The organism is Anaerocolumna aminovalerica (genome assembly GCF_900115365.1).
GTDB lineage: Bacteria > Bacillota > Clostridia > Lachnospirales > Lachnospiraceae > Anaerocolumna > Anaerocolumna aminovalerica.
In genome coordinates, this window is record NZ_FOWD01000005.1 from 4048 (window position 1) to 17265 (window position 13218).

12 protein-coding genes, 2 tRNA genes and 1 other annotated feature are annotated in these 13218 nt (G+C 35.2%); of the genes, 3 read left to right on the forward strand and 11 right to left on the reverse strand.

The annotated features are described in order from the left end of the window. Positions 1-553 precede the first annotated feature (553 nt). The 9 genes from BM183_RS04115 to BM183_RS04155 all read right to left on the reverse strand — a co-directional run bounded on the left by BM183_RS04115 (position 554) and on the right by BM183_RS04155 (position 7352). A complete protein-coding gene (locus BM183_RS04115) occupies positions 554-1075 on the reverse strand; it encodes an NYN domain-containing protein (protein WP_091684631.1) in 522 nt (173 codons plus the stop codon). Positions 1076-1117: 42 nt separating this feature from the next. Next, the gene (gene rlmB / locus BM183_RS04120) at positions 1118-1861 is read right to left on the reverse strand and encodes a 23S rRNA (guanosine(2251)-2'-O)-methyltransferase RlmB (protein ID WP_091684632.1); all 744 of its coding nucleotides are present in this window, start codon (positions 1859-1861) and stop codon (positions 1118-1120) included. Positions 1862-1881: 20 nt separating this feature from the next. Next, a complete protein-coding gene (locus BM183_RS04125; protein ID WP_091684843.1) occupies positions 1882-2286 on the reverse strand; it encodes a Mini-ribonuclease 3 in 405 nt (134 codons plus the stop codon). A gap of 44 nt (positions 2287-2330) precedes the next feature. Then, entirely contained in the window at positions 2331-3728 is a 1398-nt protein-coding gene (gene cysS, locus BM183_RS04130; protein ID WP_091684634.1) for a cysteine--tRNA ligase, read from the reverse strand. Between the two features lie 186 nt (positions 3729-3914). After that, positions 3915-4589, reverse strand: coding sequence for a serine O-acetyltransferase EpsC (epsC, locus tag BM183_RS04135; protein ID WP_091684635.1), 675 nt, complete (start codon positions 4587-4589; stop codon positions 3915-3917). Between the two features lie 102 nt (positions 4590-4691). Then, positions 4692-4913, reverse strand: a binding site (T-box leader). A 117-nt stretch (positions 4914-5030) separates the two neighbouring features. Continuing rightward, positions 5031-6209 (reverse strand): GNAT family N-acetyltransferase, encoded by a 1179-nt coding sequence (locus BM183_RS04140; protein WP_091684637.1) that lies wholly within the window; start codon positions 6207-6209, stop codon positions 5031-5033. A 106-nt stretch (positions 6210-6315) separates the two neighbouring features. Further along, the gene (gene ispF, locus BM183_RS04145; RefSeq protein ID WP_091684639.1) at positions 6316-6879 is read right to left on the reverse strand and encodes a 2-C-methyl-D-erythritol 2,4-cyclodiphosphate synthase; all 564 of its coding nucleotides are present in this window, start codon (positions 6877-6879) and stop codon (positions 6316-6318) included. A gap of 302 nt (positions 6880-7181) precedes the next feature. Beyond that, positions 7182-7255 (reverse strand) — tRNA-Met (locus BM183_RS04150). Between the two features lie 24 nt (positions 7256-7279). Next, positions 7280-7352, reverse strand: a tRNA-Val gene (locus BM183_RS04155). Between the two features lie 234 nt (positions 7353-7586). Between BM183_RS04155 and BM183_RS04160 the strand changes: the two genes are divergently transcribed. The 3 genes from BM183_RS04160 to BM183_RS04170 all read left to right on the forward strand — a co-directional run bounded on the left by BM183_RS04160 (position 7587) and on the right by BM183_RS04170 (position 11158). Then, positions 7587-8993, forward strand: coding sequence for an MATE family efflux transporter (locus BM183_RS04160; protein ID WP_091684640.1), 1407 nt, complete (start codon positions 7587-7589; stop codon positions 8991-8993). Between the two features lie 151 nt (positions 8994-9144). Further along, positions 9145-9582, forward strand: coding sequence for an RrF2 family transcriptional regulator (locus BM183_RS04165; protein WP_091684642.1), 438 nt, complete (start codon positions 9145-9147; stop codon positions 9580-9582). Between the two features lie 295 nt (positions 9583-9877). Further along, positions 9878-11158 (forward strand): O-acetylhomoserine aminocarboxypropyltransferase/cysteine synthase family protein, encoded by a 1281-nt coding sequence (locus BM183_RS04170; protein ID WP_091684644.1) that lies wholly within the window; start codon positions 9878-9880, stop codon positions 11156-11158. 140 nt (positions 11159-11298) lie between these two features. Here the strand turns inward: BM183_RS04170 and BM183_RS04175 are convergent, their stop codons facing one another. Together BM183_RS04175 and BM183_RS04180 are read right to left on the reverse strand one after the other, a co-directional pair. Then, positions 11299-12030 (reverse strand): hypothetical protein, encoded by a 732-nt coding sequence (locus tag BM183_RS04175; protein WP_091684645.1) that lies wholly within the window; start codon positions 12028-12030, stop codon positions 11299-11301. A 175-nt stretch (positions 12031-12205) separates the two neighbouring features. Then, entirely contained in the window at positions 12206-13213 is a 1008-nt protein-coding gene (locus tag BM183_RS04180; protein WP_091684647.1) for a nucleoid-associated protein, read from the reverse strand. Positions 13214-13218: the final 5 nt, after the last annotated feature.

Sequence of the window (13218 nt, forward strand, 5' to 3'; positions counted from 1 at the left end):
GTCAGGGGCTACATAGCAGATTTGAACTCGTTCAAATCTTGTCGCCTCGATTTTTTATAATAAAGATATTTCTGTCAGGGGCTGCATAGCAGATTTGAATTCGTTCAAATCTTGCCATTTCGATTTTTTCACTTGCTGTTTATAAATAGCGAATCTATATTAACAGTAACAGGGCTGTAGATTTCTATCCTTGCGTCTTCTTGACTGCAAGGATTTTTAATTATACATAAAGATATATTAAGATATAAAATAAATTTTTGCAAATCATATATCTCTTTTTTATATTTTTATATTTTTCATATGATTATAATATAGTAATAATAAGAAAATTAATTAAAGTCCGAAATATATTTATCTTTTAAAAGAAGTGCCAATATTAAAAATCAAGTGTCTTTCAAATTATCAATCATGTATTAAATAAGTCATCTTTTATAACAATAAAATCAGCATAGTCAAATTAAACATTCAGAAAATCTTATTCTCATAAAAAGACTCCTGACTTAAAATTTACTATGCTGATTTTACTTTGAAAATGACATATTTATTACAGTCCTTAATTCCTGTCATCCAGCCTCATCTTCTCCAGCAGTTCCGCCATTTCAGGGGACAGATTGTCCATTAAGCGGTTTCTGCTATTATCTTTCTTCTTGTGGTAAGTTTCTTTAATTTCTTTATCAGCTGCTTCAATTTCTCTTTTTAATTCCCTTGCACTCATTCTTGCAGCACCTCCGGCCAGGATAATCATTTGCTCAGTAGCATCAGAAGTGGCTACACGGATTTGAAAATCTTTACCCATTTGCCAGGATACGGCTTCAATGAACTGGTCTGCCGTTTGAGCTTCCTTGGTATATACAATGTCAATATTATTGTAATGAATCACACTGCCTGGATTGCCTTTTGATTTATATCCGTCAAATACCAAAATCACCTCGTTCTTTCGAAATCCTTGGTAATTACATAGAATATCGGCAAGTTTTACTCTTGCCGATTCTAAGTCGTATTTGGATATTTCCCGTAATTCTGGCCATGCAAATATTATATTATAACCGTCTACTAAAAGAAATTCTTTAGCCAATATGAAATCATCCTTTGTTATTTATATTAATTCAATAAACCTTTATTTACTCAGTCTTTGTCTTACTATTTCATAAGATAAAATACCCATGGCAACTGATGCATTCAGGGAATCGATGTTACCGAACATAGGAATCTTTGCAACAAAATCGCATTTTTCTTTAATTAATCTTCCTACCCCTTCCCCTTCACTGCCCACTACAAGGCCAATTGGTCCCCTTAAATCAAGATTATACATGGTTTCACCGTCCATGTCTGCGCACACAAACCATAATCCCTTTTCTTTTAGTTCTTCCATGGTTGCAGCCAGATTAGTTACTTTTGCTACAGGAGTATAATTAATAGCACCTGCAGAGGTTTTAGCTACCGTTGCCGTTAAGCCTACGGCTCTTCTTTTGGGAATGATGATTCCATGAGCACCTGCCTGATTTGCAGTTCGCAGGATGGCTCCTAGATTGTGTGGATCTTCAATGCTGTCCAGCAAGATCAAAAATGGAGGTTCTCCTTTTTCTTCTGCTGCCTTTAACATGTCCTCTACTTCTGCATATTCGTAGGCTGCCGCAAATGCAATAACACCCTGATGTTTACCGGTCTGTGATAATTGATCCAGCCTCTCCTTTTTTACAAAGGTAATAAGGGTATCACCCTTTTTGGCTTCTCTGGTGATGGACTTAATTGGTCCGTCCTGGCATCCATCTAATATAAAAAGCTTGTCTATGGTTTTTCCAGATCGAAAGGCTTCCAGTACTGCATTACGACCTTCTATAGTAAATTCTTCGTATCTCATAAATTTAGTTCCTTTCGCGGCTATTCATCCAGCCCTAGTTTTACCAATTCCAGAATCCTTGGAAATTGATCGGTCAGATATAAATATCCTATCAATGCTTCCAATCCGGTTGCAGTTCTATATTCTGTAATGCTTGCATTCTTAGCAGAGGTAAAGGATTTCGCATTTCTACCTCTTTTATATATTCCCAGTTCTTCCTCTGTCAGCTCTCCCTCAATCTTGTGGAAAAATTCCATTTGGGCAGGAGCCTTTACCAGACTACTGACTTTTTTGTGTAATTTATTTACCGGCGCATTGCCTTTTTCAACAACAATGGTCCGTATAATCAAATCATAAACAACGTCGCCGATAAATGCTAGAGTTAAAGGAGAATAGGTTCTTATATCCGTTTCAGGCAGGTTCATGTAAGATTTGATGAAATTCATCACATTACAGCTATCCTCCGAATTTTCTTTTTGTCCGTTACCGCCTAGCTCCTTCTCCATCTTACCCCTTCTCTTGTATCTTCAAGAACGATACCTTTTTCTATCAAAAGATTTCTTATTTCATCTGCTCTTGCAAAGTTTTTATTTTTTCTGGCATCCTGTCTTTCCTGAATTAATTGATCGATAGTTTCATCTAACAATTCTTCTTCTTTTTTTGCTTTGATTCCTAAAATACCGCATAATTTAACGATATGTTCTAAAACTTTACTAATGAATTCCCTGGAGTTATCAGAAGATGTTTTGGAATTCGCAACTTTTACAATTTCAAATATAGCAGCTATTGCATCTGCTGTATTAAAATCATCCTCCATAGCAGCTTCATATTTCCTCGTTAATTCCTGTATCTCTGCCATAATGGATCGCTCTTCTTCTGTCATTTCTATATCTTTTGCTGATTCTAACAAAAACTCCAGATTATACGTAGCAGTTGTAATACGTTCCAGACTGTTCTTAGCAGCTTCCATTAAGTCTTTACTAAAATTAATAGGACTTCTGTAATGAGCATTTAACATAAAGAAACGTAATACTTGTAATGAGTATTGCTCACTTATTTCTCTGACAGTAAAGAAATTACCGTCAGATTTGGACATTTTCTTATTATCAATATTCAGGAAACCATTATGCATCCAGTACCTGGCAAATTCTTTGTCATTGCAGCATTCGCTTTGTGCAATTTCATTTTCATGATGAGGAAATATTAAATCTTCTCCTCCTGCATGAATGTCGATTTGTTCTCCCAAGTATTTGTTACTCATAACGGAACACTCAATATGCCAGCCTGGTCTTCCGTCACTCCATGGAGAAGGCCAGGAAGGTTCTCCTTCTTTCTTTGGCTTCCATAATACAAAATCCATTGGATCCTCTTTTTCTTCACTTATTGCGATTCTGCTTCCGGCTTCCAGATCATCTATGTTTTTCTTAGATAGCTTGCCATATTCTTTAAAGCTTCTTGTTTTAAAATATACGGTGCCATTTTTCTCATAGGCATGACCTTTTTCAATTAGGGTGGAAATCATGTCTATCATGCTGCTGATTTCTTCTGTTGCCTTAGGATTATAAGTAGCAGGTTTTACATTAAGTCCTTCCGTATCTTTTTTGAATTCCTTAATGTAACGCTCTGATACCTCCTGGGCAGTAACGCCTTCTTCATTTGCTTTCTTAATAATTTTGTCATCTACATCCGTAAAGTTGGATACAAAGTTCACTTCATATCCTTTATATTCAAAGTATCTTCTTACTGTATCAAATACAATAATCGGTCTGGCATTTCCGATATGAATATAATTGTATACAGTAGGACCGCATACATACATACGAACCTTTCCTTCTTCAATAGGTACAAACTCTTCTTTTTTCTTTGTAAGCGTATTGTATATCTTCATAATTTACCTCTTTACAGAAATTCCTATGTTCTGTCCTTTCGTTCTTATTCATGGATATATTTAAAACTATATATTCTCAATTTAATTTTACATAAGACATTACCATTTTGTAAATATATTAACTACTCTTTTGTTCATATATCCATACTTTTTACCCTTAGAGCTGTTTTTCTTTTTAATTTTTTACTATTTACTTACTTGTTTCTCCAACTGTTTTAACTTCTTTGATATTTTCTTCAATTCTTCCATTAACTTAACATTATCAGCCTGTAATTTTGAAATATCATTAAATACAGGATCCGGTAAATGTATATGATCCATATCTTCTCTTGGAATCTTTATATTATCCCGTTTCACTACTCTTCCCGGAACACCAACTACAGTAGAGTTGGGTGGGACTTCAGATAATACTACCGATCCGGCACCTATCTTGGAGTTTTCACCAACAGTAAAGGAGCCTAATATTTTAGCACCTGCACTGACCATAACATTATTTCCTATGGTAGGATGCCGCTTTCCGCTCTCTTTTCCGGTACCGCCTAAAGTTACACCCTGATATAAGGTTACATTATCACCAATTATTGTAGTTTCTCCAATAATTACCCCAATGCCATGATCTATAAATAATCCCTTGCCGATGGTAGCACCAGGATGAATCTCAATTCCGGTTTTTCTTGCCGTTCTTTGAGAATACCATCTTGCTAAAAAATAGTGCTTTTTTAAATATAGTTTATGGGCAATGCGATATCTTATAATAGCTTTAAAACTTGGATACAAAAATACTTCTAAAGGAGTTTTTATTGCCGGATCACGTTCTTTTATGATTTGCATTTCTTCTTTAATATATCTTATAAAACCCATTATTTCAACCTCCATTACATATTTCATACAAATTTCATATCCATTTTTAACAGACTCATACATATGATATGAATATTAACAGTAAAAAAAACTTCGTCTCAAATAAGAGACGAAGTTTATCCGCGGTTCCACTCTATTTTATACAGAACAAATTGTTCTGTATAATCTTTCCACAGGTAACGGCTGCCCCGGATCAAGCTACTTGGTTCACTTAATCAGCTCCCAGATGCACTTCATTTATATTCCGGTTAAGAATGCTTTCAGCCGATGACATTCTCTCTCTGTTGCCTTCCTATAAACTACTCTTCTGCTCAACGCTTTTTTATATAATATTTTATTTCATATTGTATGCAAAATATCTCCATTTGTCAACACATCTACATTGCTTTTATCCAAGTGCTGTATCATCCTGAAACAGTTTTTCGGTATTTATATAGTATATTATACAACATCATTGATAAATACTTTGGAATAGCTATTTATTTTATCTAATTTATCAAGAACTTCTTCCCTGCGAACAGCCGTTCCTATGTTACCTGAATTTATAAATTTATCCCTTTGGAATCTGCCAAAGAATAGTTCTGCTGCCTCTGCTATATCCAAGGTTATATCCGGTTCTTGTGTGGTTTCTGAAATATGGCATCCTTTTTGTGTAAACTTTAATTGATAGATACCGTTATTCTCATCCAAAATAGTATCCGTCACTTTCATAACTATTCCTATCTCTTCTGTTGCAGAAATATCTTTAACAAAGGCTTTAAAATCTACTATTCTCGCCATAATGGCTGTAGTTTTTTGCTCCTTATTTTCATACATCCCTTTATGGATATTCTCATTAAAATACACTGCAAATGCTTCTAAAACTTCTTTATCCTTTGGATTAGTTATCATTTCCGTAATATAAATTGCATCTTCTGCCATATAAGAAAGACAGCCCAGGATTTGATCTTCCCTATAACAAACCAAAACTTCACCATAGCCGCTTTTCATTTCCTGGATCAGTCTTTCATAATAATAAGGTGTCCGATGTACATATATGTCATAGTTTTTTGAAAGCTGATCATTGCAAAAGGCAGTTAGATTTTTAACGCTGTCTTTTTCTTCCGGATCTAAAGGTTTCACAGTTATATTTTTATAACCTGTTCTATTCTTCTCTTTTACATCCTGTGTCACTGCTTTCATAATTTCATTCCAAGGTTCCTGTTCATATACCACGCGAAAATCATAGGGTGAATAAATAGTCTCTGCTGCAGGCATTAGATAGGTAAATGGCATTTTCTCCAGATACATGTCATGAAGGGCTTTTTCTAAAAGGATTTTCATAAGTCCCTGTCTGCGTTCTTCTTTTTTGGTAGCAACTCCAACTATATAGTTAGCAGGAATCTGCCCACCTCTTAAGGAAAGCAGATAAGGATTTAAATGCAGCATAGAGCAAAGGGTTTCTTCTTTATAAATGGTTAAAATACGATTATCTTTTACTTTCCACTTAAAGTAAAAGTCCGTATACTCCTTAGAATCCCCAAAACACTCCTGCCAAAGACCATAAATTTCTTCTTTGGCACGATCCTTTTTTTCATCTCCATGTATCTCATTTATATTATCATATAAAGTAATATTCATAAGTATACTAATCCTTTCTCAATCTCGTATACAAGAGTCATAATTCTTATTAAATTATTATGATTCTCAAAGGCCGTAAATACTCCTCTGTCCAGTAATTAATAACTTATTTTTTAGGACATCCCGTGCAGCCTGAACAGGAGCTGCAATTTCTTGCCCCGCCGGTTTCCTCACCAGAATCGTAATAGCTGAAATTCTCTACCGATATTAATAAGCATACTGACTTCGCTGAAATTCCCATTTCTTCGCCGGTAAAACCAAGCCCTTCTTCTGTGGTAGCCTTTACATTAATTTGATTTTCCTTAATATTTAATGCTTGGGCTATATTAGAAACCATCTCCGGTATATACGGCGCCATCTTAGGTTTCTGGGCTACTATGGTAGCATCAATATTTTCTATAAAATAAAAATGGTCTTCCAATAACTTACCAACTCTCTTTAATAGTTCCATACTGGAGATTCCTTTGTATTCTTCCTCAGTATCGGGAAAGTGTCTTCCTATATCCCCCAAAGCTGCTGCTCCTAATAAGCTGTCCATAATTGCATGTAACAGAACATCTGCATCAGAATGTCCTAATAAACCTTTCTCATATGAAATATTAACGCCTCCCACTATCAATGGACGGCCTTCAACCAAACGGTGTACATCGTATCCCTGTCCAATTCTCATATCTATACCCATTGCATATCATAACTGTTTGCAGTTATGATACTACGACATCCTTTCTTTCTATATTTTCTGTACTTCCCAGTATATTTAAAATTAAACCGTAAAGATAATTAATGTATTTGTTCTTAATCGAGTACCCGTTAAACATGGACTCTTAACTATTATATAACATAATAACCTATATATGATAGTAAAATTTATCATTAACTAATATTTTACATTATTCCATATTAAAACTTATACAATTATTTAACATTTGTTTTTTCCATAAAAAAAAGATTGTCCTAAGACAATCTGTAAAGTAGCGAAGAACGGATTTGAACCGCCGACACTGCGGGTATGAACCGCATGCTCTAGCCAACTGAGCTACTTCGCCATATTTAAATATATTTTGTTTAAATGGGACCTACAGGGCTCGAACCTGTGACCCTCTGCTTGTAAGGCAGATGCTCTCCCAGCTGAGCTAAGATCCCATACACACTGTACTTAACAGGTACTTAATCATTATATTTATGAAGCTTATTTTTGTCAAGCCTTTTTCTTATTTTTTTCATTTTTGTTTAATAATTCATAAACCATTCAAAAAGCCCATTGAAATAATATTTATAGTTGGTATACTAGTTTGTGTGCCCTTTTTTAGAGGTGGTACCAATTCTAAGGTTCTTTTTCTAAGATATTACTATTACATAAGGATGAAGGTTATAAAAATGACAAAACAATTAACTAACATATTTTCAGTAAAAAGTATGTTAAAACCGGAGCAAATTGTTGGCTCCATTCCCCAAAGTAAAACTGTTTACAAAAATTTCATTAAGGTTGCATGGCCATCTGCCTTAGAAGCTTTATTGGTAGCCTTGGTAAGTTCCGTAGATACTATCATGGTTGGTGGCTTGGGAGATGGCGCTATTGCCGCAGTTGGCATAACCAATCAGCCAAAATTCATCTTGTTATCCATGGTCTTTTCATTGAATGTTGGTATTACAGCAATTGTTGCCCGCAGAAAAGGCCAGAAGGACAGAGAAGGAGCTAATCATACTCTGCGGATTGGTATTATATTAAGTTCTTGTATTTCTCTTATTATGTCTTTGCTGGGATACATATATGCAAAACCCATACTGGAATTTGCCGGTGCAGAAGCTTCCTATATGTCCGATGCATTGGATTATCATAGAGTTATTATGGTAAGCATATTCTTTACCGCCTTAAACCTCACCATTAATGCAGCCCAAAGGGGTAGCGGTAAAACACAAATCTCCATGAGAACAAATGTTGTTGCAAATGTAATTAATATTATATTTAATTACCTGCTGATTAATGGTAAATTCGGATTTCCAAGACTGGAAGTAAAAGGTGCTGCTATAGCTACCCTGTTGGGTACCATTGCAGCCTGTCTTATCTCTATATTTACCCTGTTTAGTAAAGATGCTTTCTTAAGTCTTCGGTATAAAGCCAGCTGGAAGATTACCAATACAATCATCACCCCAATAGTCCGGGTAAGCGGCAGTGCTTTTGTGGAACAGGTTTTTATGAGAATTGGATTCATGGCTTATTCGGTTATTGTTGCAAGGCTTGGTCAAATGCCATATGCCACCCATCTTATCTGTATGAATATCCTGAATTTATCCTTCTGTTTCGGTGATGGATTTGCAATTGCGGCTTCCTCATTAGTAGGACAGAATTTAGGGGCCAACCGTCCGGATTTATCAATAGTTTATGGAAAGACAGGTCAACGCCTGGCCTTTATTGTTTCTTCCATTCTTTTTGCAGTCTTTATATTTGGAAGATTCTTTTTAGTTTCCTTATACAGTGATACTCCTGAAGTACTTGCACTTGGTTCTACTATTTTAATCATTATTGCTTTTACCACCCACTTCCAAACTTCACAGGTTATATTTTCAGGCTGCCTAAGAGGTGCTGGAGATACTGTTTTTGTAGCAATTGTTTCATTGATCAGCATTATGATAATTCGCCCAACCCTTACATGGTTTTTAGCTTTTCCTGTGGGCTTAGGATTACAAGGGGCCTGGATTGCTTTATTTATAGACCAGGCATTTCGGTTTACTGCGAATTTTATTCGTTTCTCCAGAGGAAATTGGACGAAGATTACTTTATAAAAATGTCTAAAATTAGTAAATATTATCCTTTTTATTGTTACAATTTCTAAAACACTTGAAATCATACTATTCCCTATGGTATTATATTGTATAGAAGTATTACCGGCGGATAAAATCCTCCGCTGACAACGTAATATATAAGGAGGCTCTTATGAAAATATCAACAAAGGGACGTTATGCACTGCGTTTAATGTTAGATTTAGCTGTAAACAATACAGGTGAATATATTACTATTAAGAGTATTGCAGCCAGACAAGAAATATCAGATAAGTATTTAGAGCAGATTATTACCCAGCTTAGTAAAGCAGGTTATGTTAAAAGTACCCGTGGTGCCCAAGGGGGTTACCGATTGGCTATGGCACCGGAAGAATATACAGTGGGAATGATTCTTCGATTAATCGAAGGTAACCTTACTCCTGTCAGCTGTCTGGATGATTCTCCAAACCAATGTAACCGTGCCAATCAATGTGCCACCCTTATGGTTTGGGAAAAGCTTAATGATGCAATTGATCAGGTAATAGATAATATCACGCTCGCAGATTTGGTGGACCATCATAATAGCTTATTAGGCAATGATTACATTATATAAAAACCAATGCCTGTCATGTAAGCTGAAAGGATGTAAAAATCTTTATAAACATTTGCAGTACTCTCTTTTGAAACAACTATACACCATTAGATTATTCGTTATCAATCTAATGGTGTTTTATTTTTACTCTTTGTTTCCATTTGGTTTTTTAATATTTGGTTTCTATTTTGGCTTTTTAATTTAATTATTGACTTTTTTATATTTATAGATTATACTTCCTATAATTTACCTAAATCATAGTATTACAATATGAATGCAGTATATATACTGTGTATTTTGAAAGGAGTATTTATTTATGGCGGAAAAAAGAAATCTTAAGTTCGAAACACTTCAGCTTCATGCCGGTCAGGAAAAACCGGACTCTGCAACAGATGCCCGTTGTGTACCTATTTATCAAACTTCCTCTTATGTTTTTGCAAATTCAGCTCAGGCAGAAGGCCGTTTTGGTTTAACAGAAGGCGGTAATATCTATACTCGTCTTATGAATCCTACTTCCGATGTGTTTGAGCAAAGAATAGCCGCATTGGAAGGAGGTATTGCTGCTCTTGCTACTTCCTCCGGGGCAGCAGCCGTTACATATGCAATACAAAATATTGCTCATGCCGGGGATCATATTGTTTCTGCAAATACAATTTATGGAGGGACTTACAATCTGTTTGCCCATACCTTCACTGATTTTGGGATTACTACTACCTTTGTAAATCCGGATGAAGAAGGAAGTTTTGAAAGGGCAATACAGCCCAATACAAAAGCTATCTTTATAGAAAGCCTTGGAAATCCCAATTCAAGTATAATTGATATGGAAACAGTTGCAGAAATTGCTCATAAAAACAGAATACCACTTATAGTTGATAACACCTTTGCTACTCCATATTTACTTCGTCCTTTTGAACACGGTGCTGACATTGTTGTTCACTCTGCCACAAAGTTCATAGGGGGACATGGCACCTCAATCGGTGGGGTTATTATTGATTCCGGTAAATTTGACTGGGCTGCATCCGGTAAATTCCCATCTCTCACAGAACCTAATCCAAGTTATCACGGTATTAGTTTTACAGAAGCATTAGGTGCAGCCGCTTATATTGTAAAAATCCGCGTAACGTTAATGAGAGACACCGGTTCCACTATAAGTCCCTTTAATTCCTTCCTTTTTTTACAGGGATTAGAGACTCTTTCATTACGTGTTGAACGACATGTGGAAAATGCTCTAAAAGTCGTAGAGTATTTAAACAATCATCCTCAGGTAGAAAAAGTGAATCATCCATCTCTACCGGATAATCCATACCACCAGTTATATAACCGGTATTTCCCTAAAGGGGGTGGTTCTATTTTCACCTTTGAAATCAAGGGCGGTGCTAAGGAGGCAAAAGAATTCATCGATAAACTGGAGATATTCTCTTTACTGGCTAATGTAGCGGATGTTAAGTCTTTAGTCATTCATCCTGCAAGTACTACACATTCTCAAATGTCAGAAGAAGAATTATTTACTTCTGGAATCAAACCCAATACTATCCGTCTTTCTATCGGTACGGAACATATTGATGATATTATCAATGATCTGAATCAAGCTTTTTAGAAAAAATAGATATATTTCAGACATTCAACACTTTAAATAATGTTATAAGGGCTGCTGCAAAATGAATTTTTCTTTACGGATATAAAATCGCCTAATCCTTATATCCGGTATCTCCATTACTTTTTGCAACAGCCCTTATTTTATTTGATTTCTACAAAATCGTCACTTAAACTATCAAATTGAAACATTGCGCTTCCATCTACAGCTACATAATACACACCCATATTTACTCTTTTATTGTCTTTTACTTCAGCAAATGCATTAATTCCATAGCATTCAACTCCATTTACCATGGTTGTCCAATCATCATAAATAATGGTATATTGGGATAAAGCCACCGGTAGATTAAGTATTTCTGCAGGAACTTCACTTAATTTGGCAAGAGCATCTTCCTTGGTAAATTTTTGATTTGTCTCATCAGGAGCCTTAGTTGGCTGGGCGAATAAAGGATGTTCATCAAAAGGATTTACCGTTCCATCCTTATAATAACAAAATATCTCACCCTTTACTTTATCAACAATAACATCTGGATCTATAACGGCTGAACTATCACTTATCTGGAATTTATAATATTGCTTCCCTTCTACCATTAAGTTATCCTCCAATAATTCAATGGTATAACCCCGCTCACCGATTATATTTTGGATATTCTTAATGGCGTCTGCTTCACTAATATAATCCGGTTCTTCCGGTGTAGGCGTAATAGTTGGTGTTACAGTTGGTGTGGGGGTAAGGGTTGGTGTAGGTGTAGGACTGGGTGTGTTCGTTAACTCCCCTGTATTATCCCCTTCTCTCTTCCTTCCGCATGCTGCCAAAGCAACACAAGCTGTTATTATACATATAAATAATATCGTATATTTTCTTTTCTTCATATGAATCACTCCATTCTCTATGTTACCAGTAGAATCTTACATAATCGAGAGCCAGACTTCCAACCTATTCATAGGGCATACAAACTGATTAGATTTAACACCATTATATATGAATATAATAAGTTAGACAAGGATTATTTCCCAATAAGAAATCCGCTGTAATAATACGTTTCCACTATTTTGATGATATATGATTAATATTTTTAATAAGGACAGAAATAGTTCCATCCGGATTATTAATGAATTCAACACTGTTATCGTTGTATTGCTCCATAGGTATATTAATCTCAATTCCTGTATCTGTTTTTAAAAATTGTTTTTCAAACTTTTTAGTGGTTTGTTTATTCTGAGGTTTCACTTCTTCTGTATGCAAATTGTACTTTTCTAATTTCTCTGTAAATTCTTCTTTTAATTCTATCTGATCCTGAAAGAGTTTCTCACTGATACTTTCCACGTTAATAGATCCCTGATCCACGTATTCCTGATAAATGGCAGCTTTGGTTTCCATCTGTCTGTCTAAATCTTCCTCAAAATACTTTTGATTGATTTGGTCTACCGCTTTGGTAATAATATTTAGTTTAGCCTTTTGGGATAATTTAGTTTGACATTGCAAAAAAACTTGGGATAAATAATTGGTTTTCACTCCATTCACTTCATATTTCTTTTCCACCAACTGAATGGAATAATCACTTAGATTAATTAGAACTGCTTCCGTCAGTTTTGCAGATTCATTTGGCAGGGTCACCTTTTGTTTAATAATATCGTTATAGTTACCACTTTCCACTGTTTGGGCATAATGAATATAGGTTTCTTTGTAATTCATTTTTAGCAGAGCTAAATGGATGGTACTATTGACCTGATAAGTTACAACCAATAAATCCGCAGGGGTTATATCTATATTTTGATTCATAATGGTGTATAAGTATTGTGCAATTTCCTGGCTGATTGGTATCAAGTTATCTTCTGAAAAATTCTCAATACATTTATATACATAGGACTCTTCTTTATTAAAATTACAGTTTTTCATATCATCGCTGACAGCAATCCGGTAAATATGGCCTCGTAAAAATTCATTTAAATCCGGGCCCATTTCCAGTAAATAATCGGACAATACCGGCATTCCTAAAGTAGAATCCAATATATGTACGATAGCATTTCGAATTATAATTTCATCACGTTCCATTTTTG